20 protein-coding genes are annotated in these 20485 nt (G+C 69.1%); 7 read left to right on the top strand and 13 right to left on the bottom strand.

The window, feature by feature from the left end; genetic code table 11:
• The first annotated feature begins 33 nt into the window (after positions 1 to 33).
• The 7 genes from AGI3411_RS16565 to AGI3411_RS16535 all read left to right on the top strand — a co-directional run bounded on the left by AGI3411_RS16565 (position 34) and on the right by AGI3411_RS16535 (position 7681).
• On the top strand, positions 34 to 1497 hold the full coding sequence (locus tag AGI3411_RS16565; protein WP_129528462.1) for a sensor histidine kinase: 1464 nt from the start codon (positions 34 to 36) through the stop codon (positions 1495 to 1497).
• A complete protein-coding gene (locus AGI3411_RS16560; protein WP_129528461.1) occupies positions 1490 to 2131 on the top strand; it encodes a response regulator transcription factor in 642 nt (213 codons plus the stop codon). The genes AGI3411_RS16565 and AGI3411_RS16560 overlap by 8 nt, the downstream gene beginning before the upstream one ends.
• Positions 2132 to 2228: 97 nt before the next feature.
• Positions 2229 to 2714 (top strand): GlcG/HbpS family heme-binding protein, encoded by a 486-nt coding sequence (locus AGI3411_RS16555; RefSeq protein ID WP_129528460.1) that lies wholly within the window; start codon positions 2229 to 2231, stop codon positions 2712 to 2714.
• Positions 2715 to 2780: 66 nt separating this feature from the next.
• Positions 2781 to 4190, top strand: a complete 1410-nt coding sequence (locus AGI3411_RS16550) for a 3-deoxy-D-arabino-heptulosonate 7-phosphate synthase (RefSeq protein ID WP_129528459.1) — start codon at positions 2781 to 2783, stop codon at positions 4188 to 4190.
• Positions 4187 to 5131 carry a LysR family transcriptional regulator gene (locus tag AGI3411_RS16545; protein WP_129528458.1) on the top strand — a complete coding sequence of 315 codons (945 nt, stop codon included), beginning with the start codon at positions 4187 to 4189 and terminating at the stop codon, positions 5129 to 5131. The genes AGI3411_RS16550 and AGI3411_RS16545 overlap by 4 nt, the downstream gene beginning before the upstream one ends.
• Before the next feature lie 104 nt (positions 5132 to 5235).
• Positions 5236 to 6216, top strand: a complete 981-nt coding sequence (locus tag AGI3411_RS16540; RefSeq protein WP_129528457.1) for a tripartite tricarboxylate transporter substrate-binding protein — start codon at positions 5236 to 5238, stop codon at positions 6214 to 6216.
• Positions 6217 to 6247: 31 nt separating this feature from the next.
• Complete coding sequence (locus tag AGI3411_RS16535) at positions 6248 to 7681, top strand: sulfatase-like hydrolase/transferase (RefSeq protein WP_129528456.1); 1434 nt, start codon at positions 6248 to 6250, stop codon at positions 7679 to 7681.
• Positions 7682 to 7685: 4 nt separating this feature from the next.
• Here the strand turns inward: AGI3411_RS16535 and AGI3411_RS16530 are convergent, their stop codons facing one another.
• The 13 genes from AGI3411_RS16530 to AGI3411_RS16470 all read right to left on the bottom strand — a co-directional run bounded on the left by AGI3411_RS16530 (position 7686) and on the right by AGI3411_RS16470 (position 20324).
• Positions 7686 to 9893: a rhodanese-like domain-containing protein gene (locus AGI3411_RS16530; RefSeq protein WP_129528455.1), complete on the bottom strand. Its 2208-nt coding sequence runs from the start codon at positions 9891 to 9893 to the stop codon at positions 7686 to 7688.
• 115 nt (positions 9894 to 10008) lie between these two features.
• The gene (locus AGI3411_RS16525; RefSeq protein ID WP_129528454.1) at positions 10009 to 10938 is read right to left on the bottom strand and encodes a CysB family HTH-type transcriptional regulator; all 930 of its coding nucleotides are present in this window, start codon (positions 10936 to 10938) and stop codon (positions 10009 to 10011) included.
• Between the two features lie 8 nt (positions 10939 to 10946).
• Positions 10947 to 11294: a VOC family protein gene (locus AGI3411_RS16520; RefSeq protein WP_129528453.1), complete on the bottom strand. Its 348-nt coding sequence runs from the start codon at positions 11292 to 11294 to the stop codon at positions 10947 to 10949.
• A 120-nt stretch (positions 11295 to 11414) separates the two neighbouring features.
• On the bottom strand, positions 11415 to 12632 hold the full coding sequence (gene metC / locus AGI3411_RS16515; protein WP_129528452.1) for a cystathionine beta-lyase: 1218 nt from the start codon (positions 12630 to 12632) through the stop codon (positions 11415 to 11417).
• Positions 12629 to 13231 (bottom strand): cysteine dioxygenase family protein, encoded by a 603-nt coding sequence (locus tag AGI3411_RS16510; protein ID WP_129528451.1) that lies wholly within the window; start codon positions 13229 to 13231, stop codon positions 12629 to 12631. Before AGI3411_RS16510 ends, metC begins: the two co-directional genes overlap by 4 nt.
• Positions 13232 to 13249: 18 nt before the next feature.
• Complete coding sequence (locus tag AGI3411_RS16505; protein ID WP_129528450.1) at positions 13250 to 14122, bottom strand: amino acid ABC transporter ATP-binding protein; 873 nt, start codon at positions 14120 to 14122, stop codon at positions 13250 to 13252.
• Positions 14109 to 14927: an amino acid ABC transporter permease gene (locus AGI3411_RS16500; RefSeq protein ID WP_129528449.1), complete on the bottom strand. Its 819-nt coding sequence runs from the start codon at positions 14925 to 14927 to the stop codon at positions 14109 to 14111. The genes AGI3411_RS16505 and AGI3411_RS16500 overlap by 14 nt, the downstream gene beginning before the upstream one ends.
• A complete protein-coding gene (locus AGI3411_RS16495; protein WP_129528448.1) occupies positions 14917 to 15654 on the bottom strand; it encodes an amino acid ABC transporter permease in 738 nt (245 codons plus the stop codon). The genes AGI3411_RS16500 and AGI3411_RS16495 overlap by 11 nt, the downstream gene beginning before the upstream one ends.
• Complete coding sequence (locus AGI3411_RS16490) at positions 15651 to 16892, bottom strand: aminotransferase class I/II-fold pyridoxal phosphate-dependent enzyme (protein ID WP_129528447.1); 1242 nt, start codon at positions 16890 to 16892, stop codon at positions 15651 to 15653. Before AGI3411_RS16490 ends, AGI3411_RS16495 begins: the two co-directional genes overlap by 4 nt.
• A 51-nt stretch (positions 16893 to 16943) precedes the next feature.
• Positions 16944 to 17816, bottom strand: a complete 873-nt coding sequence (locus tag AGI3411_RS16485; RefSeq protein ID WP_129528446.1) for a transporter substrate-binding domain-containing protein — start codon at positions 17814 to 17816, stop codon at positions 16944 to 16946.
• A gap of 30 nt (positions 17817 to 17846) precedes the next feature.
• Entirely contained in the window at positions 17847 to 18683 is an 837-nt protein-coding gene (locus AGI3411_RS16480) for a transporter substrate-binding domain-containing protein (RefSeq protein ID WP_129528445.1), read from the bottom strand.
• Positions 18684 to 18783: 100 nt separating this feature from the next.
• A complete protein-coding gene (locus tag AGI3411_RS16475; RefSeq protein WP_244240372.1) occupies positions 18784 to 19119 on the bottom strand; it encodes a tripartite tricarboxylate transporter substrate-binding protein in 336 nt (111 codons plus the stop codon).
• A gap of 35 nt (positions 19120 to 19154) precedes the next feature.
• Positions 19155 to 20324 (bottom strand): alpha-hydroxy acid oxidase, encoded by a 1170-nt coding sequence (locus tag AGI3411_RS16470; protein WP_129528444.1) that lies wholly within the window; start codon positions 20322 to 20324, stop codon positions 19155 to 19157.
• Between the last annotated feature and the right edge of the window lie 161 nt (positions 20325 to 20485).

Raw genomic sequence — 20485 nt, 5'->3', positions numbered from 1 at the left:
TGCGGGCGCCGGTCGCGAGGCATAATTTCAGGCGTGAATCCCCTGCCTCGCTCAAGCGCCCTTCTTTGCTGGCTGGTCCTGTTCTGCCTTGGCGCCTTCTGGATCGGCCGCCAGGAATACGTGGACCAGCACGAACGCTTCCTGCAGAGCACCAGCGTGGCGCAGCGCATGCTGAGCCAGAAGACGGTGCAGCACGAAGCCGTCCTGGCCACGCTGGCCGCCCTGTCCCATCCCCCCGCGCCCGAACGCCTGTTCCCCAGCCTGCAACCGGCCTTGCCGCAACTGCTGGGGCTGGGGCACCTGCCGAACGGCGCCTGGAGCGGCAGCGTGGCGGAACCGCCCGGCCTGCCGGAGGCGGTCGAGCGCGCCCGCCAGCTGGGCCGCCCCGTCACCCTGCCCGTGGACGACGCCCGCTACTGGCTGGTGGCGCCCTCCGGCTGGAGCCTGCTGCTGGACGCGCGGCAATTGATACCCGCGGCCGACTTCCCTCCGGGGCTCGCCAATCTGACGCTGTCGGTGGGCGCTTCTCCCTTGCGCCTGCTCGACAAGCAGCCCGGAGACGCCGCGCCGGGCTGGAGCCTGGCGCTGCAGAAGCCGCTGGGCGCGGCCAGCCAGCCCTTCCAGATGCGCAGCGAACGCCGGCTGACGCCGGACACCTGGCCCTGGACGGCATGGGCGGCCTGGGCCCTGGCCAGCGCCCTGCTGGTCGCGGGCGCCGCGGCCTGGCAACGTTCGCGCGCCGAAGCCCGCCGGCAGCAGGAACAGCTGCGGCTGGGCGCCATGGCGCGGCTCAGCACCCTGGGCGAAATGGCGGCCGGCATTGCCCACGAACTCAACCAGCCCCTGACCGCCATCCTGGCGCAAACCCGCGCCGCCGAACGGCTGCTGGACGACGAAGACGAGCGCCCCGCCGTACGCCACGCGCTTCTGGCCAGCGCCGAACAGGCCAAGCGCGCCGCCGACATCATCAACCGCATGCGCGCTCTGGTACAGCCCAGCCCGCCCGCGCGGCGCGAGGCCCTCGACCCGGACGCGCTGGTGGCGTCCCTGCGCTTTCTGCGCGAACCCGAACTCGCCAGGCAAGGCATCCGGCTCGGCTGGCACAACGCCAGCCCCGGCGCCCGCCCGCTGGGCGACCGCGTGGCGCTGGAGCAAATTCTGCACAACCTGGTACAGAACGCCGCCGATGCCCTGGCCGGCGCCGCCGGGCCCCGCCAGATCTCGCTGGAGGGCCGCGCCGACGGCGCGCACTACCTGTTCAGCGTGAGCGACACCGGGCCGGGCATCGCGGCGGACGCGCTGCCGCGCCTGTTCGCCCCGTTCTACACCACTCGGCCCCAAGGCATGGGCCTGGGGCTGGCGCTGTGCGACACGCTGGCCGGGTCCATGGATGGCCGCATCTCGGCGCACAACCTCAGCCCGGCGGGCGCCTGCTTCACGGTCAGCCTGCCCCTTTCAGGCGGCCGGCAGGCCGCCGCGGGAATTTCCCATGCTTGAACAATCCCCGCTGGTCTACCTGGTCGACGACGACGACGCCGTGCGCGACGGCCTGGCGCTGCTGCTGCGCAGCGTGGGTCTGCGCAGCGCGGGTTTCGGCGACCCGCAGGCCTTCCTGGCGCAACTGACGCCCCAGTCCATCGGCTGCGTGGTGCTGGACATCCGCATGCCCGGCATCAGCGGGCTGGACGTACTGGGCCAGCTGGCCGAGCAGTCCGACCTGCCGGTCGTCATGCTGACCGGCCATGCCAACGTCGACCTCTGCCGCCGCGCCTTCAAGGGCGGCGCCATGGAATTCCTGCAAAAGCCGGTGGACGACGACGTCTTCCTGGATGCGGTGCAGGCGGCCGTGCGCACGCATATCGCCAACCGCGAAAAGCTCGCGGTCACGCAGGCGGCGCAAGAACGCCTGGACAAGCTTTCCGGGCGCGAACGCGAGGTGCTGGAGCGGATCGTGCAGGGCCTGAGCAACAAGGAGATCGCGCGCGAGTTCGATCTGTCTCCGCGCACGGTCGAAACCTACCGGGCCAACGTCTTCGCCAAGCTGGAGGCGGAAACGCTGGCCGGCCTGATCCGGGAGTACGCCGGGCTGCTGGACCTGGAAACGCCGGCCTCGCGAGCGCCGCCTCCGTAGCCCTACGGAGCCCCCAGCGTAGCCGACCGAATACCGTCGGCCGTCCGCCCGCTTTAACCTGTCTGCTCCTGTTATCGATCACTGAAAGGACACAGACATGTCGCCCAAACTCCTCGCCTCCGCCGTCCTCTTCGCCTGCGCCGGCGCCGCCAACGCGGCCGTGCTGACCGAAAGCAACCTGTCCATGGCCGATGCGCAGAAACTGGCTACGGCCACCGTCGCCGCCTGCCAGGCCAAGGGCTACAACGTCAGCGCCTCGGTCGTGGACCGCGCCGGCTTGCTCAAGGCCTTCGCCCGCGCCGACAACGCCGGCCCGCACACCATCGAAGCCAGCCGCGCCAAGGCCTTCACCGCCGTGTCCGCCAAGACGCCCACGCTGGCCATGATGGAAAACGCCCAGAAGAACCCGGGCGCGGCCAATCTGACCGACATCCCCGGCTTCCTGTTGCTGGGCGGCGGCGTGCCGATCAAGGCCGGCACCGCCGTCATCGGCGCCATCGGCGTGGCCGGCGCGCCGGGTGGCAACCTGGACGCCCAGTGCGCCGACGCCGTGCTGGAAGAGAACGCCGCGCTGTTCAAGTAAGCCGCGGCCGGATGCCGGGCGGGCGCCATTGCGGCGCCAACGGCATCGCGGTAGGCTTGGACCGCCATGTCCCTGCCGCCGCCCCATCCCCTGCTGGACGCCACGCTACGCGCCGTCGCGCGCCGCTACCGCGTCCCCGCCCTCTGCGACCTTCCCCGACACGGCGCCGCGCCCGCGACGGCGCTGGCCTGCGCCATCGAACGCGCCCGTAAGTCCGTGGCCGGGGGCCACGCGCCCGCGCCTGCGGTCCGGCACGCCTTCCTCGAGGCGCTCGCGCGGCTGATCCGCGACGCCTTGCGCGCCGACGATGGCGATCCGGTCTTCCAGGCCATGCTGCTGCGGCACCGGCTGGCGCCGGTACGCGAATACGCATCGCTGTCCGCCGGCGCCGCCCAAGACCGCCGCGAGATCCTGGCGGCCGCCAACGCGGTTGCGCATCCCGCCAAGGTGGAACGCATGCCCGAGGGCGCCCCGCGCGAGGCCATGGCCCGGCTGCACGCCGCCGGGGCATCGGAATCCTGGACCGCGCTGTCCGACGCCGCGCGCCAGCTTCGCGACCTGCCCACGGCGGCGGACGCCCCGCCTGCCGGGCCCGCCCTGGAGCGGCTGCTCGGCAACCCCGCGCTGACACGCCTGCAACGCCTGGACGTCCTGGAATCGGACGACGGCGTGCGCCGCTACCGCGCGCTCTGGGAACAGCAGGGCCCGCGTCCGGGCAGCGCGACCGCCGCCGCGCAGGGCAGCGCCTCGCGCAAGCGCGGGGCCGCCGTCGAGGCGCTGGCCTTGCATGCGCTGGAAGCCCTGGCGCTGCGGCTCAACGGCGCGGAAGGCAAGGTTGCCTACCGGGCCGTGTCGTCGATGCGCGTGCCGCCCTCCATTCCCGCCAGCGCCGAGCGCGCCAAGAGCGAATGGGACGCGGCCCTGCTGCGCCACGCGGACAGCGGCGGCGCGGCCCCTGCCTGGGACCTGTGCCTCCTGCTCGAAGCCAAGGCATCCGCCGATGCCGCCGGCACGGATTTCCCGCGCCTGCTGCGCGGCCTGCGCCTGCTGGCCCACGCCAATGCCCGGGACACCTATACGTTCAGCACCCGGCAAGGCGCCTTCCCCTTGCGCGGCTTGTCGCTGCACGCGCTGCCCACCGGCGGCGACGCCCTGGAAAAGTCTGTGCTCTATTTCTGCGACGCCCCGGCCGAAGCGATGCCGCGCCTGCTCGGCGCCGCCAGCCGGATGCAATTGCTGTCTTCGCAGGCCAGCCTGGAATTCGCCAACAGGCTGGCGCAAGGGCAGGACGCGGGCCTCGACGCGCTGGCGCCGGTCTGGCATCAGTTGCTGGAATCGCCGCAATGGTCGGGCGTGCTCCAACAGTATCCGATGCTGCGCCAGGCACGCGGACTGATGGTGCATGCGGATGACCTGATGGCCGCCATCGATGGCGCGGCCGGCCTGCAATGCCATGGATTCCCGCCGTTGTCATGACGCCTCGCCAACTCCGCTATTTCCTGGAAATCGCCCAAAGCGGCAGCCTGTCGCTCGCCTCCCAGGCGTTGCGCGTCGCGCAACCCGCGCTCAGCCAGCACGTGGCTGCGCTGGAAACGGAACTGGGCGTGCCCCTGTTCGACCGGCACAACAAGGGCGTATCGCTCACCGCGGACGGCAAGCGTCTCCAGCAGCGCGCCGCCTCGATCCTCGAACAACTGGACCGGCTCAAGTCCGACGTGCTGGGCCCCGCGGGCAAACCTCGCGGCACCGTGCGCCTGTGCCTGGCGCGCTCGCTCGCGCAAGTGCTCGCGGCCGCGCTGTACCGCCATATCGAGCGCGAGTATCCGGATTTGCGCTTGCTGCTGTCGTCGGCCCTATCCAGCGAAATGCGAACGGCGCTGGAAACCCGGCAAACCGATATCGCATTGATGCCCAATGCGTTCGAGCTGCCGGGCCTGCGCATCCGTCCCGTCTACGAAGAAGGCTTTTCGCTCTTCGGACACGACAAGCGCTTCGGCAAGCCTGGCAAGACGATCGCCTTCTCCGCGATCGGGTCCCGGCCCCTGGTCGCGCCCGACCGCGACCATGACTTGCGCCGCTTGATCGAACGCACGGCAGTGGACCTGAACTGTCCATTGAACGTGAAGTATGAGATCAACGATCCCGAACTGAGCTTTGCCCTGGTGCGCGACGGGCTGGCGTTCGCCGTGCTGCCCGACAGCGCCGGCCCCGAGCTGGCCCGTGGCAATGCGTCCATGGGCGCCCGCCGGCTGGTGCGGCCGGCGATCACCCGCACGCAATCCATCGTAAGCGCGGCCGGCGGCCCGCCGGGCGGCGCCGTCGCGGCCGTTGAAGGTGCGATCGAAACGGTGCTCCGGGAAATGGTCGAAGCAGGTATCTTGCGCGGCACGCTGATCGCGGAGCGCCGAAATATATAGAAAATCTTATACATATCAAAGATAAATAATATTTGTCTACTGAATCCGCCGCCGCGTACGCTTGCGGAAAAACGGCGCTGGACGCCAATGACGGAGACAGAGACATGGATATGCAACGCAGGCGGCTGCTTGGCGCCGCCGCGGCCGCTTTCGGCGCCCTCGCCTGTACGGGCCTGCCCGCGCGCCTGGCGCGCGCCAGCAGTCCGATACGGATGCTGGTCGGTTTCGCGCCCGGCGGCGCGGCGGACGTCGCGGCGCGGGCGCTGGCCGAGGCTGTCCGGGCCGCGGGCTACACCGTTATTGTGGAGAACAAGGTCGGCGCCGGCGGCCGCATCGCCACCGATGCGTTGCTCGCGGCCGCAAGCGACGGCAACACGCTGCTGTTCACCCCCTCGACCAATCTGACGCTCTACCCCCATCTCTACAAAGACCTGCGCTATTCGCTGCCGGATTTCTCGCCGCTAGGCACCGCGTGCGAATTCGATTTCGGTTTTGCGGTCGGCGCGTCCAGCCCGGCCCTGACGCTCCCGGACTTCCTGGCCATGGCGCGGTCCGACACCCGCGTGGCAGCCTATGGCACGCCAGGAACGGGAACCATCATGCATTTCCAGGGCGCCATGCTGGCCCGGGCCTCCGGCGTGCATCTGACGCACATCCCCTACAAGGGCGGCTCGCTCGCGCTGACGGATACCATGGGCGGCGTCCTGCCCCTGCTGGTAACGACGCTGCCCAACCTCATCCCCATGCACAAGAGCGGCAAGATCCGCATCCTGGCCACCACGGGTCGGTCGGCCTCTCCGGAACTGCCCGGCGTACCGACCCTGGGCTCGCTGGGCTTCCCGGAATTGACAATGGCCGAGTACTTCATGGTACTGGCCCGCGCCGGCACCGACGCCGCCCGGATTGCGGCGCTGAGCCGGGCCCTGGCGGACGCCACGCAGGCGCCCGCTTTCCGCCAAACGATGCGGCAACTCTACTTCGCCCCCGGCACTTCGGCGCCCATGGCGCTGGGCGACCGGCTCCGGCAGGACGACGCCTTCTGGGCCAGCCAGGTCAAGAACAGCGGCTATACGCCCGACACCTGAACCACACCGCGTCTCCACGCAAGGATGCACCATGCAAGGCAAGAACGTCATCGTCATCATGTCCGACGAACATAACCCCGCATACATGGGCTGTTCCGGGCATCCCTTTATCAAGACGCCTCATCTCGATGCGCTCGCCGCGCGAGGCGCGCGCTTTCCGCATGCCTACACGCCCAGCCCGATCTGCGTCCCGGCGCGCGCCGCATTCGCGACCGGCATGCGGGTGCATCAGACGCGCCACTGGGACAACGCCATGCCCTATGTGGGCGACCCGCGCGGCTGGGGACACGTACTGCAGGCGCAAGGCATTACGGTCGAAAGCATCGGCAAGCTGCACTACCGCAGCGAGGAGGATCCGGCAGGCTTCGACGCGGAACATATCCCTATGCACGTCGTGGGCGGGCACGGCATGGTCTGGGCCTCGATCCGCGATCCCTACCTGCCGGCGCAGGGCCGCAAGCGCATGCTCGGCGAACGCATCGGCATGGGTGAGTCGCCTTATACGGCGTACGACCGGGAAGTCACCGGCCGGGCGGTGGACTGGCTGCGCAAGGCGGCCGCCACGGACAGGCCTTTCGTGCTCTATGTCGGTCTCGTCGCGCCCCACTTCCCTTTGATCGCGCCGAAGGAATTCTTCGATCTCTACGAGGCGCGGCAGATCCCGCAGGCGAAACTGCACCCGAAAGCGGGTTACCAGCGCCATCCGTGGGTGCAGGCCTATGCCGAATTCGAACGCAGCGAAGAGACGTTCAAGGATGAAAACGAACGTGTCGACGCCTTCCTTGCCTACTATGGCCTCTGCAGTTTCCTCGACAGCAACGTCGGCCGCATCGTGTCGGAACTCGAAACGCTCGGCTTGGCCCGCTCGACCCATCTGATCTACACGTCCGATCATGGCGACAACGTCGGCGCGCGCGGGCTGTGGGGAAAATCCACCCTGTACCAGGAAAGCGTGGGGATTCCCATGATCGTCGCGGGGCCGGACATCGAGCCCGGCGTATGCGAAACGGCGGTGGACCTGTTGGACCTGTATCCCACCATTCTGCAAGGCGCGGGGATCGATCCCGGGCCGCACCTGGAAACCCGGCCCGGCCGGTCGCTGTTCGAGATCGCGGCCCTGCCGGCCGAGGAGCGGCCGATTCTCAGCGAATACCACGCAGCCGGGAGCAACACCGCCGGCTTCATGCTGCGCAAGGGGCCCTGGAAGTACCACCATTACGTGCGGTTCGAACCCGAGCTCTTCAATCTGGCCAACGACCCGCAAGAACAGCATGACCTGGCCGGCGATCCGGACTATTCGGCCGTGCTGGCCGGCATGAAGGCGGCGTTGTACGCCATCTGCGATCCCGAGCAGGTCGATCGCCAGGCCAAGGCCGACCAGGCCGCGCTGGTCGAACGCATGGGCGGCCTGGAGGCGGCGTCGCGGCTGGGCGCCAGCGGCGCGACGCCCGCTCCGTCGGTATGAAGCGCTAGGCCTGGGCGATCAGCCGGATATCCTCGCTGCCGTCGCGCTCCAGCTGCGCGACCAGCCCCAGCTCCCAGTCGAGGTATTCGCGAAAGCCCTGGTCGCGGGCCGCGAGGTCGTCGAACAGATACGGGCTGATGCTCTGGTCGTCGTCTCCCGTGAGCACGCCCGCCGCGCCAGCCGCAAGCGCCAGCCCTTGCGCCGCCCAGGCGCGCGTGCCGCCCACCAGGTAGCGCACGGGGCGTTTGGTCTGCCAGGCCAGTTCGGCGGCTACCGCGGCCGCCAGCACGCCGTCGGACGAGGTCAGCACGATCGGGCTCGCGGCGTCCTCGGGCAGAAATTCGGCAAGGCGGTCCGGCGCCGCGAAACGCGCGCCGGGCACGTGGCCGCGCACATAGGCAACCCGGGACTCCACGTCGAAGAGCGCCACCTTCTGCGCCTGCAGCGCAGTCCGCAGCGAGTCGGCGCGCAACCCCGTCGCCTCGGGGCGGTGGCGTAGCACGCGGCGGGGTTCGGCGCCGCTATGCCGGGGCGCCAGCGCCGGGGGCTGGTACAGATAGACCTCGACCGCGCCCAGCTGCGCCAGCCACGCGCCGGTCGTCAGCGCGCGCACGCCGTCCCAATCGGCCAGCACCACGCGAGCGCGGCGCGTCGCCAGGTATTCGTCAGTGGCCTGCACCAGTTGCCCGCCGGGCGCCCAGCGCCAGCCTTCCAGGTGGCCGGTCTCGTACTCCTCCCGGGTGCGCACATCGAACTTGTAGAGCGTGCGCTCGCCCTGCTCGGCCTCAAAGGCCTGCAGCGCGCCGGCGTCGATGTGGCCGATGCCGGCGCGCTGCGCCACGTTCCGCGCCTGCGCGCGCGCGGCGGCCAGGGACTGCGCGCCGGGTTCCGGCAACGCCGCGTGCCGCCCGTAGGCCAGTTCACGCCCGGACAACAGCCACTCCATGGTGCCATTGCGCAGCGAGGCGACCCGGTTGGGAATGCCGGCGTCGATCAGCGTCTGCGCGCCGACGATGCTGCGCGTGCGTCCCGCGCAGTTCACCACGACGAACGTCTTGGGGTCCGGCGCCAGCTCGCGGATGCGGTAGACCAGCTCCGCGCCCGGAAGGCTGTGCGAGAACGGCAAGGTGAAATTGTGGAATTCCTCGGGCGTCCGGCTGTCGACGACCACGATGTCGTCGCCGCGCGCCACGCGTTCGTGCAGCTCGTCCACGCCGATCCACGGGGTGTGCTTTTCATGCTCGATGACTTCGCCGAACGCCTTGCTCGGCACATTGGTGCCCGCAAACAGTTCGCGGCCTTCCCGCTCCCAGCCGTCGGTGCCGCCCGCCAGCACCGCGATGTCCGTCCATCCCAGGCGCGCGAGCTTGGCCGCGGCCTGGTGCGCTTGCGTCTCGTCATCGTCCACCAACACGATGCGGGTGGAACGGCGCGGCACCAGGCGGTCGGCAAGCAGTTCCAGGCGCCACAACGGCGCGGGCGCGGCATGCAGCAGATGGCGGCGCGCATAACGGCCGCTCTCGCGCACGTCCAGCACGGCGATCTCGGCGTCGCCCCGCAGCTCGTCCTGCAAGGCCTGCGGCGAGATGCGGGCGTGGTAGATCGCCGCGGGCGGCGCGAACGTCCGGTACGAGCCGCCCTCCTTGCTTTCGAACACCACGCGCCCGGACAGACGGTCCAGCGCCAGCCCATAGAAGTGCAGGTGCGCGCCCGGCTCGTCGCCCACGAGTTCGATCGTGTGGACCTCCTCCGGCCCCAGGACGATGGATTGGCCCGGGCCGACGTCCACGCGCCGCTCGGGCGCCAGCGTATCGCGAACGGGGTCCGCGCTCTTCTTGCGCGCATACACCTCGTTGCGTTCCAGGCCCGACACGCCCGCGATGATGGCCCAGGTCGTGTGGTCGTGCGGCGGCTGGGCCTTGCCCGGCGCCCCGAGCGACAGGTAGAGCGCATAGCCGCCGTCGACGTCCTCGGCCAACCTGTAGATCGACGCCGGACGGCCCGGGACCACGCTGAACGCGTCCGGCGGGAACAGATCGCGGCGGCGCCCCAGGGCCTCGAGCTGCAGCGCCACTTGCCGCAGCTGGTCCGGCACGGCGTTCGCAGGGTCGGGCGCCAGCCGCTTCGCCTCGGCGATGAAGGCGCGCACGGCCTGGGCGCGTTCGGTGTGCTTGCTTGTGGCCGCGGCGGCCGCTGGGGAGTGTGTGCTCATGAAGTGACCCGTCATTCCTTGGATGAAGAACGGATCAGGCTACGTCCCGGCGCGCCGCGCCGGCAACGTAGAAATGCGACTATGGATATTCGGCGGCCGCATCGGGGGCCGGCGCTCAGCCCTCGCCCTTCAGTTCGCGCTCGACCAACTCGCGCGTCAGCGTGGGCACGAACAGCTCGATGAAGTGGAAGGCATAGCCGCGCAGCCAGGCGCCGCGCCGGATCGCCAGCCGGGTCAGATTGATCTCGAACAGGTGCCGGGCGTCGATCGCGCACAGGCGCGTGTCGCGCTCGGCGTCCCACGCCACGGCGGCCACGATGCCGACGCCCAGCTCCAGTTCCACATAGGTCTTGATCACGTCCGCGTCCATGGCGGTCATGACGATGTCCGGCGTAATGCCCGCGCGCGCGAAGGCCTCGTCGATGTGCGCCCGCCCCGTGTAGCCGCGCCCGTAGGTGATGATGGGATAACGCGATAGCTGCGACAGGGTGACGCCGTCCTGCTGCCGCTCCAGCGCATGGCCGCGGGGCACGATGATGCTGTGGCTCCAGCGGTAGCACGGCAGGTTGACGAGCCCCGGATAGTCGGCCACGGCTTCCGTCGCCACTCCGATGTCGGCCTCGCCTTCCAGCAGCATCTCCGACACCTGCTTGGGCGACCCCTGATGCAGATGCAGCACCACGTCGGGATAGCGCTGGCGGAACTCCTTGACCACCGGCGGCAAGGCATAGCGCGCCTGCGAATGCGTGGCCGCGATCGACAGCACCCCTGTCCGGCTGTCGGCGTACTCCGCGCCCGCGTGGCGGATGTTGTCGGCGCATTGCAGGATCTGCTCGACCAGCGGCAGGATCAGCTCGCCGGGCGGGGTCAGGCCGATCAGCCGTTTGCCCGAACGCACGAAGATGTCCACGCCCACTTCTTCTTCGAGCTCGCGGATCTGGCGGCTTACGCCGGGCTGCGACGTGTGCAGGCTTTCTGAAACGTCGGTCAGGTTGAAATCCTGCCGCACCGCTTCACGGACGGAACGCAATTGCTGGAAGTTCATTGCGCGCCTCAGCCCATGAAGGCCAGTTGATTGCCGGACGGATCTTTCACGTACATGACGCGAGGCGAGGCCTGCGGCAGCGAACAGACAGGGTGATGGCCCGCTTGCCTCAGGCGCGCGAGGATATCGTCATAGGCGCGCGTCCGGATCGCCAGGTAGTCGGGCCTGACAGCCCGGCTGACCTCGTCGACCGGAGACAGCGACAGGGTCGCCTCGCCCAGTGCGAAGCGCAGGCGCTGGCTGTCCGCGCAATCGACCTCGTCCAGGCCGATGATGAGGTGATAGAACTCGCGCACGGCGTCCAGCCGCTGCGCGAGAAAGGGAAGCTGTACCGATTCGATGGAAAGAGAAGACATGCCCTGCCGCCAACATGGAACCAGGCAAATTCTAGTGCCGGGGGCACAGCGCGGCAAAGAGGATGAAGTTGCTTCTACATAGCCGGAAACCCTAAAGAAAACCGCTCATTTGCATATGCCTCACGCGCTGCGGCGCAAGGCGTCGCGGGTCGCGCCGAACGCGCGCTCCAGGTCCTCGATGAGGTCGAGCGGGCTCTCCAGGCCCACGTGCAGCCGCAGCACGGACTGCCGTTCCTGGCCGCCTTCGCGCCAGTAGCCATGCTCGGCCAGCCGATCGGGCGCGGCCTCCAGCGCCAGGCTCTCGTAGCCGCCCCAGGAGGCGCCGATCGAGAAGTACTGCAGCGCGTCGAGGTAGTGCGACGCGGCCGCCGGATCGGCATGCCTGAGCGCGAACGACACCAGGCCGCTCGCGCCGCTGTAGTCGCGCCGCCACAGCGCATGGCCGGGGTCCTGCTCCAGCGCCGGGTAGTACACGCGCGCCACGTCCGCCTGCCCTTCCAGATACCGGGCGACGGCCAGCGCGTTCTCGTGATGCCGGGCCAGGCGCACGTCCAGCGTGCGCAATCCGCGTAAGGTCAGGTAGGCGTCGTCGGCGCCGACCGCCAATCCCAGGGCGTCGGCCGTGGCGCCCACCTGCCTGGCCAGGTCGGGCCCGTCCACGGTCACCACGCCCATCATCACGTCCGAATGCCCGGCCAGGTACTTGGTCGCAGCCTGGATGGAAATGTGCGCGCCCAATGCCAGCGGCTGGTAGTACAGGCCGCCGCTCCAGGTGTTGTCGGCCGCGACCAGCACGCCGTGGCGCCGTGCCGTGGCCGCCAGCGCGGGCAAGTCCAGCACTTCGTACAAGAGCGAGCTGGGCGACTCCAGGTAGAGCAGGCGCGTGTTCGGGCGGATGCGCGCCTCCAGATCGTCGCGCGCCGCGGAAAAGTACTCCACGGCGATGCCATAGCGCTGCAACAGCGCACGGTCGACCTTGCGCACGGGCGAATAAACGCCGTCGGCCACCAGCGCATGATCGCCCGGCGCCAGCGTCGCCAGCAGCACCAGGACGATCGCCGACAGCCCGGACGGCGCCAGTATGCTGCGATACCCGCCTTCCAGCGACGCCACCGCCTCCTCCAGCGCCTGGTGCGTATCCAGGCCGTGGCGGCCGTAGGTGGCGACACGCTCGCCGCTGGCGCGCTGCCGGGCCAGCGCGGCCTGGGTCGCGGTGTCCGCAAAGCGCACGGTGCTCGTGCGCACGACCGGCACGTTCACCGGACCGGCGCCCTGCTTCAGCTCGGGCGATCCGGCATGCACCAGCCGGGTCTGGATGCGGGCCTGGCGGGCGCTCATGCGCGCACCTCCTGGCCCGGCTTCATCTGCGTGGCGTTGTAGTTCACGATCCGGCCCGACAGCGTTTCCAGCGGCCGGCCGTAAAGATGGAAATGCAGCGTGGGCGTGTCCCCCGTGACATGGATGCTGTGGATGTCGTCGGGCAGGAAGGAAACCGATTGCCCGGGCTGCATCACCACCTCGCGCAGCTGCTCCAGCGTGGCTCGGCCCGCCTGGGATCCGTCGTCGCTGCGGCGGTAAACCCGGTTGAGTTCCTGGCCCGACAGCGCCACGATGCTCGCCCAGGTCGTGTGGTTGTGCGGCAAGGTGGTCTTGCCGGGGTTGATGGAATTCAGGTACAACGCGGGCGCGTCCTGCGCATCGTCCGGGTTCAGCCGGTAACGCGTGGAGGCCCCCGCGCCCAGTCCGCTTGCCGGCGGCGGGAAGTCGGACACCGGAAACAGATCGCGCCGCTGCGCCAGCCGTTCGAGCCGCCCGGTGATGGCGACCAGTTGTTCGCGCGTGACGGCGCCCGCCGCCGGCAGCAGCGCCTGGATATCGGACAGGGCCGCCTGCACCTGCTGGCGGCGTTGGGCGGCGATCTCGGATTCAATGGTCATGAAAGGCTCCTTGGGATTTCACACCGCCAGACGCAGCGGATCGAAGGTCAGATAGGTTTCGATTGGATCGGGCGCCCCCTTGCGCGGGGCCGATGCGCCGGAAGCGCGCTGCAGGAAGGCGCGCGTCCGCTCGCTCGCGGGCGCCCCGAAAAGGCGCGCCGGCGAACCGGATTCGACGATGCGTCCCGCTTCCGTGAAGTACACGGTGTCGCTGACTTCTTCGGCAAAGCGCATTTCGTGCGTGACCAGCATGCAGGTCAGGCCGTCCTGAACCAGGTCGCGGATCACGGTCAGGACTTCTCCGACCATCTCCGGGTCCAGCGCCGACGTCACTTCGTCGAACAGGATGAGTTCGGGCCGCAGCGCCAGCGCGCGCGCAATCGCCACACGCTGCTGCTGCCCGCCGGACAGCTCGCCGGGATAGGCGCTCTCCTTGTGCTCCATGCGCACTTTGGCCAGCAGTTCGCGCGCCCGCGCTTCGGCCCGCGCCCGCGGCTCGCCGCCCACCTTCACCGGCGAGATCACCAGGTTCTGCAGCACGCTCAAGTGCGGAAACAGGTTGTACTGCTGGAACACGAAGCCGACCCGGCGGCGCAATCCGATCAGCTCGGATTCGGTCCGCAGCCCGTCCACCCGCACGCCGCCCACCTCGATCGCGCCCCGTTGCGGGCGCAGCAGGCCGGTGATGCAGCGCAGGATGGTCGACTTGCCCGAGCCGGACGGGCCGATGATCGACACGGCCTGCCCCTGTTTCACCTCCACGTCGATGCCCTTGAGCACCTCCGTCTCGCCGAAAGCCAGGTGCACGTCGCGCAGGCTGACCAAGGGCGTGGGCTGCGGCGCGGCGGTCGCGCAAGAGGCGGCGCGCGCCTCGAAATCAATGATGCTCATGGCGTCGTTCCAGATATCGCGTCCAGCGCGCGATGGGATAGCAATAGGCGAAGAAAAGCGCCAATAGCGTGAAATAGACCAGGATGGTGAAGTCGCTGCGCGCCACGGTGTTGCTGGCCACGGTGGCCGTGTCGACCAGGTCGTGCACGCCCACCAGCGAGGCCAGCGAGGTGCTCATCGTGATGCTCGCGTACAGGTTCATCCACGACGGCAGCATCCGGCGCACGCATTGCGGCAGCACGATCATGCGGAAGATCTGGGCGCGGCGTAACGACAGCGATTGGGCGGCCTCCCATTGCGCGCTGGGGATCGACTGGATCGCCCCGCGGAAAATCTCCGCCACGTTCGCGCTGGCCGGCAAGCCCAGACCGATCACGACCTTGATCCAGTCCGGAAAAGGAACGGTCCACCGCCCCGCGCTCAGCTCGAAGGGAAACACGTACGTCGTGAAATACACCAGCACCAGGATCGGCGCATTGCGGAACAGCAGCACATAGGCCCGGGTCAGGCGCCGCAGCAGCCGCGAAGGCGACAGCGACAGCGCGCCCACCGCCAGGCCGGCGGCCGTGCCCAGCGCCATGGCCAGCACGCTGATCTGGATGTTGACCCCCATCCCGCGCAGCAGCGCGGGCGACCAGTGCCACAGCGCCTGCACGGCGGCCGGCGCGGTGCCGGTGGCCGCCCAGGCGGCGCCCAGCGCCGCCAGCGCCGACAGCAGGATCACCCAGGGGTCGCGCAACAGCCCGAAGGACCGGCCGCGGAGCGATCCGCGGCTTCCGGGATTCAAGGCAAGATCATTGGCCATAGCCGGGCATCCTCAAGCGTTCTTCCAGCCAGCGCCCGCCCACGCCGACCAGCCATGTCAGCAGGCCGAAGTACAGCAGGATCAAAAGCAGCAGTTCCAGCACATTGTCCCGGTGCGACCAGATCATGATGGATTCGTAGGTCACGTCGCCCACGGCGATCGCCGACGCGATCGCCGTCATTTTCACCAGATCCACCAGGTTGTTGACCAGCGCCGGCAGCGCGAAGCGCACCGCCAGCGGCAGCTCCACCTGGAGCAGGATCTGGCCGTGCGAAAGCGCCAGTGAACGCGCCGCCTCCAGCGTCACCCGCGGCACGGCCTGGATGCCCGCGCGCAGGGCCTCCGCATGGAACACGCCCTTGTGCAGCGCCACCACGATCACCACCCAGGCGAAAGGCGTCACGGGATTGCCGCCTCCCAGCTTCTGCGTGATCAGCATGTTCAGCACCAGGAACGCGCAATACAGCTGGACCAGCGTGGGCGTGTTGCGGGTCACTTCGACGAAGGCCTGCAACGGCCTCGCCAACCACGCGCGGCCGCTGGTCAGGCCCGCGGCGATCAGCACCCCGAACAGCAGGCTCACCGGAATGGTCCAGGCGCACAGCTGCAAGGTCACCAGCAAGCCATGGCCGAACGCGGCCAGCTCGCCGGCGTCCAGCACGAAGCTGTAATGGAGACCCAGGGGTTTGAAGAACGCCACCCAGGCCCGCAATGCGGACTCGATCATGCCGCGGCCTCCTGCGCCGGCGCCAGCGCGGTTGCCGCGCGGCCGATGCGTTCGATGGCGGCGTCGATGTCGGCGTCGGATGCGGCGAACGAGAGCCGCAGGTACGGCGACAGCCCGTAAGCCGCGCCGCGGACCACGGCCACGCCCTCGGCCTCCAGCAGCCAGTCCGCCACATCGCCATCGTGTTCCACGGGCCGTCCGTCGGGCCGCCGCGCGCCGATCAGGCCCTCGACGCCGATCCAGGCGAAGAACGAGCCCTGGGGCGCGTGCACGCGCAGCCCAGGGATGCCGGCCAGTCCGTCGGCCACCCGCCGGGCGCGGCGCGCGTAGGCCAGCCGGGCGGTTTCCAGAAACCCTTCCGCCGCGCCCTGCAGGGCCGCAAGCGCGGCGGCCTGGCCCAGCGAACTCGCGCCCGAAGAAACTTGCGACTGCACGGCTTCGAGCGCGTGGATCAGCGGCTGCGGCCCCACGCCCCAACCGATCCGCCAGCCGGTCATGGCATAGGTCTTGGATACGCCGTTGACGGCCAGCGTGCGACCGGCCAGATCCGGCGCCACGGCCAGCAGGTGCGGCGGCGGCTGGTCGAACCAGATCGCTTCGTACATCTCGTCCCATAGCACCAGTACGTGCGGCGCCTCGCGCAGCACCGCGGCCAGCGCCGCCAGTTCGTCCGCGCCATAGACCGCGCCGGACGGATTGGCGGGCGAATTCAGAATCAGCCATTTGGTACGCGCGGTGATCGCCTCGCGCAGCGCCTGAGGCGTCAGCTTGAACCCCTGCCCGGCCTGCGTCCGGACGATGACGGTCTCGCCGCCGTTGATCCGCACGGCGTCGGGGAAAGTCGGCCAGTACGGCGCGGGAACGATGACTTCGTCGCCGTCATCCAGCGTGGCATTGAGCGCCAGGTAGATCACCTGCTTGCCGCCATTGGAGACGATGACGTTGGCCGCGGCGGCCTCCAGGCCGTGGCGGCTGCGATAGCGCTGCGCTACCGCCTGCCGCAGCGCGGCCGTGCCCGCGGTGGGCGTGTACTTGGTCTGGCCGCGCGCCAGCGCCGCGCCGGCGGCGTCCTTGATGGGGGCCGGGGTATCGAAATCCGGTTCGCCCGACGTCAGGACGATGATCGAGCGGCCTTCGGCCGCCAGCCGCGCCGCGCGCGCGCCAGCCGCGGCAATGGGCGACAGCTCGGCGCCGCGCGCGCGGCGCGACAGGACGCGCGGAAACAAGGGTTCAGTCATAGAGGAAGCCTTTGCGGAATGCGTGGGTTGCGGGAATGGCGCTGCCAGCTGTCACGGCTTGGGCTGAGCCTCGGGCGGCGCGCTTTCGAACCTGCCTTCCCGCGCCGCGGCGCTGGCCGCTTTCAGATAGCCGGTCGGCACGCCGAAGCGCTCCGCTTCCTTCACCAACAGGCCGGTCCGGTGCCAATCGCGGATCACGCCATCCACGAAGGCGCGCGTATCGGCTTCCCCGCGGCGCGTCCAGATGACGGTCGGCGACGGAATCAGCTGATCGGAGGTGGCCAATTCGAAATCGCTCCATTGGCCGCCGTTCGGCCCGTGCAGCGTCTCGTACAGGGCCGGCTGGATATGCACCGAGGCATCGCAGCTGCCGCCCTTGAGCGCCAGCAGCGATTCGGGAATATTGCGCAGCCCCTTGACGACGGCGCCGTAGGTCTCCTGCAGCGGCTTGGCGAAATTGCTGCCCTGCGACACGCACGCCACCTTGCCCTTCAGGTCTTCCCAACGCTTGATGCCGCTTTTTCTGGACACCATGGCCGCGCCGCCCACCAGGTTGTACGGGGTGGGCGCATAGCTCAGGATTTCGCTGCGCTCCTGCGTCCACTGGATATTGGCGATCAGCAGATCGACCTTGCCCGCCTGCAGGAACTGCACGCGGGTAGACGCCGTGACCGGCACGGTCTCCAGCGCCACGTTCAGGCGCTTGGCGATATCGGCGCCCAGTTCGGTCTGGAAGCCGCCCACCTTGCCGGTGGCCGGATCCAGCAGGCCGAAAGGCGGGCTGGCGCCATCCACGCCGATGACGATCCGGCCGCGCTGCTTGACCCTGTCCAGCGTGGCGTCGGCCCGCGCGGCCCCGGCCGCCAGCGCCGTCACGCCCGCCAGCGCCAGCGCGATGGCCGATTTAATGCTTGCTTGCTTCATCTGCTTGTTCCGTTCCGGTCCGGGTCGCGCTCAGCTGCCCTGTTTGTATTTCGCGTGCAGCTCTTCGAGCAGCGGCTGCGGCGGCTCGATGCCCAGGCGTTTTTCGGTGGCGATCAGCCAACCGCTGCGATGCCAGTCCTGCACCACCTTGTCCACCGCCGCTATCGTGTCGGCCTCGCCCTTGCGGGTCCAGACGACGGAATTGGCCGGCAGCACTTCAGTGGCGATGGGCGCGTGGTATGCCGCCCATTCGGAGTTATTGCGCAGCAAGGGGTGGATCAGCGTCGAGTCGTGCACGGCAGCCACGCATTGCCCCCCGCGCAGCGCCAGCAGCGAGTCCGACGAGCTCTTGTAGCCTTTCACCTGCGCGCCGTAGTCGACGGACAGCGGACGCGCGAAGCTGCTTCCCTGCGACACGCACACAGGCTTGCCGCGCAGGTCCTCCCACTTGGCGATACCGCTGGTTTTCAGCGTGGCGGCCGCCCCGCCGACGCGGAAGAACGGCGTGGGGGCATAGCCCAGGATCTCGGCCCGCTCCGGGTTCAGCTCCATGGAGGCGATCAGCAGATCCACCTTGCCGGAAATCAGGAACTGCGTGCGCGTCGCGGTCTGGACCTGCACGAGCTCCGCCTTCACGCCCAGCCCCTTGGCCAGTTCACGCGCCAGCTCCGGATTCCAGCCCACCAGCTGCTGTGTGGCGGGGTCGAGCGAGCCGAATATGCCGCCATTGGCCAGGACGCCGATGGTGATCGCGCCGCGCGCTTTGACCTTGTCCAGCGTGGCGTCGGCGTGCGCCGCGCCGGCCGCAAAGGCCAGCGCCAGGGAAATTGCGATCCGGGCCGCGCCCGGTAACTTGCGAATTGCCATATCGTTGCGTCGTGTGCAGTGAACGGACCTCCATGCTGCGGGCCGCGGACCGGCAAGGCAAAGAAGCGTTTCAGATATCAATATGAGACTGCCGCCGCGCTTACTTCAGCTTCACGTCCGCCGACACGATCACTTTCCGATAGGCGGCGATATCGTCGCGCACCGTCTGGTCCACGGCCTCGGGCGAGCTAGCCGCGATGGTGAAACCCAGGTTTTCCAGCTGGGCGGACGTGTCCGGCTCGCGCAGCACCGCCACCACATCCCGATGGATGCGGTCGACGATCGCGCCCGGCGTGGAGGCCGGCACGGAAAAGCCCTGCCAGCTCTCGACCGCGTAATCCGCCAGCCCGGATTCCTGGATGGTGGGCACGTCCGGCAGCGCCTTGGATCGGTATGGCGTGGTGACGGCAAGCGCCACCAGCTTGCCGCTGCGCAATGTGAAAATGCCTGCCTGCGCGCCGTGGCGCGCACTCAGCGGCCGGCGCCGTCCATGCGCAGCAGGCAATCCGGATTCAGCGCGCCGAGCTCCACCGCGCCCATCAGCCCCATATTGCGCCGGACCTCTTCCACGATCAGCGCGATGGCATGATCCACGCCGCGCTGCCCCGCCACCGCCGCCGCATAGTTGAAGGGCCGGCCGACAAAGACGCAGCGCGCGCCCAGCGCCATGGCCTTGAGCACATCGGAACCGCGCCGCACGCCGCTGTCGAGCATTACGTCCAGATCTCTCGCGGCCTCCACGATGGCGGGCAAGGCGAGCAAGGGCGCGATGCTGCCGTCGAGCTGCCTGCCGCCATGGTTGGACACGATCACGCCGTCCATGCCCTGCTCCCGCGCGGTGCGCGCATCATCGGGATGCAGGATGCCCTTGATCACCATGCGCCCCTTCCAGCGCCGCCGGATGGCCGCCACGTGGCGCCAGCCGAGATGCCCCCGGTCGGAGAAATCGCGCAGCACATTGGCGGACAGTATCGGGGCGCCGCGCGTCGCATAGTTGTTTTCGAAATGCGGCATACCGTGGCGCCACAGCGTGCGAAGGAACGTGCCGAACAGCCAGCGCGGATGCGTCAGGCCCTGCCAGGCAAGCGCCGCGCTGGGCCGCAGCGGCGTGGAAAAACCTGCCCGCACATTGTTTTCACGATTGGCCGCGACGGGCGTGTCCACGGTCAGCACCAGGGTCGTCACGCCTGCCGCCGCCACGCGGTCGATCAGCGCGGCGATCTGCGCCTCGTCGCCCGGCAGATACGCCTGGAACCAGGTGCCCGGCGCGGCCTGCATCACTTCTTCCAACCGGATCAGCGACGACCCGCTCATGATGCAGGGCACGCCGGCGGCGGCGGCCGCGCGGGCCAGCACGATATCGCCCCGGTAGCCGGACAAGGCCGAAATGCCCATGGGCGCCACGCCGACCGGCGCGGCATAGTCCGTGCCCAGCACCGAGGTCCGCGTGCTGCGCGGCGAAACGTCGACCAGCACCCTGGGCCGCAAGCCGTACTGCTCGAACGCCTGGCGGTTGGCGCGTTCGGAATGGCCGTCCTCCACCGCGCCCGAAACGTAGGCGTAGATCGGCTTGGGCAAGCGCTTGCGCGCCGCCCGCTCGAAATCATGCAGGTTGAGGATGCGGCGCAGCGGATCGGGCATGTCTGAAGGCTCCGCGCCGGCTGGCCTGCAATCGGCCGCGGCGCTGTTGTCAACGATGATGGCGAAGGACTATAGGCGTGCGCGGACTTTGAATAAAGTGACTTTATCGACAGTGGTTATTACACTTTTATTCGCCCTCTCCACTCGACTCCCCGATGCCC

The sequence above is a fragment of the Achromobacter agilis genome (assembly GCF_900496965.1).
GTDB classification, from domain to species: domain Bacteria; phylum Pseudomonadota; class Gammaproteobacteria; order Burkholderiales; family Burkholderiaceae_B; genus Achromobacter; species Achromobacter agilis.
The sequence above is the reverse complement of the archived record's forward strand: the minus strand, read 5'-3'. Positions and strand labels throughout refer to the sequence as shown.

Bases quoted from the DNA above. Each gene is read 5' to 3' on its own strand.
- AGI3411_RS16560 (WP_129528461.1), top strand. From the start codon at position 1,490: ATGCTTGAACAATCCCCGCTGGTCTACCTGGTCGACGACGACGACGCC.
- AGI3411_RS16555 (WP_129528460.1), top strand. From the start codon at position 2,229: ATGTCGCCCAAACTCCTCGCCTCCGCCGTCCTCTTCGCCTGCGCCGGC.
- AGI3411_RS16550 (WP_129528459.1), top strand. From the start codon at position 2,781: ATGTCCCTGCCGCCGCCCCATCCCCTGCTGGACGCCACGCTACGCGCC.
- AGI3411_RS16545 (WP_129528458.1), top strand. From the start codon at position 4,187: ATGACGCCTCGCCAACTCCGCTATTTCCTGGAAATCGCCCAAAGCGGC.
- AGI3411_RS16540 (WP_129528457.1), top strand. From the start codon at position 5,236: ATGGATATGCAACGCAGGCGGCTGCTTGGCGCCGCCGCGGCCGCTTTC.
- AGI3411_RS16535 (WP_129528456.1), top strand. From the start codon at position 6,248: ATGCAAGGCAAGAACGTCATCGTCATCATGTCCGACGAACATAACCCC.
- AGI3411_RS16530 (WP_129528455.1), bottom strand. From the start codon at position 9,893: ATGAGCACACACTCCCCAGCGGCCGCCGCGGCCACAAGCAAGCACACC.
- AGI3411_RS16525 (WP_129528454.1), bottom strand. From the start codon at position 10,938: ATGAACTTCCAGCAATTGCGTTCCGTCCGTGAAGCGGTGCGGCAGGAT.
- AGI3411_RS16520 (WP_129528453.1), bottom strand. From the start codon at position 11,294: ATGTCTTCTCTTTCCATCGAATCGGTACAGCTTCCCTTTCTCGCGCAG.
- metC (WP_129528452.1), bottom strand. From the start codon at position 12,632: ATGAGCGCCCGCCAGGCCCGCATCCAGACCCGGCTGGTGCATGCCGGA.
- AGI3411_RS16510 (WP_129528451.1), bottom strand. From the start codon at position 13,231: ATGACCATTGAATCCGAGATCGCCGCCCAACGCCGCCAGCAGGTGCAG.
- AGI3411_RS16505 (WP_129528450.1), bottom strand. From the start codon at position 14,122: ATGAGCATCATTGATTTCGAGGCGCGCGCCGCCTCTTGCGCGACCGCC.
- AGI3411_RS16500 (WP_129528449.1), bottom strand. From the start codon at position 14,927: ATGGCCAATGATCTTGCCTTGAATCCCGGAAGCCGCGGATCGCTCCGC.
- AGI3411_RS16495 (WP_129528448.1), bottom strand. From the start codon at position 15,654: ATGATCGAGTCCGCATTGCGGGCCTGGGTGGCGTTCTTCAAACCCCTG.
- AGI3411_RS16490 (WP_129528447.1), bottom strand. From the start codon at position 16,892: ATGACTGAACCCTTGTTTCCGCGCGTCCTGTCGCGCCGCGCGCGCGGC.
- AGI3411_RS16485 (WP_129528446.1), bottom strand. From the start codon at position 17,816: ATGAAGCAAGCAAGCATTAAATCGGCCATCGCGCTGGCGCTGGCGGGC.
- AGI3411_RS16480 (WP_129528445.1), bottom strand. From the start codon at position 18,683: ATGGCAATTCGCAAGTTACCGGGCGCGGCCCGGATCGCAATTTCCCTG.
- AGI3411_RS16470 (WP_129528444.1), bottom strand. From the start codon at position 20,324: ATGCCCGATCCGCTGCGCCGCATCCTCAACCTGCATGATTTCGAGCGG.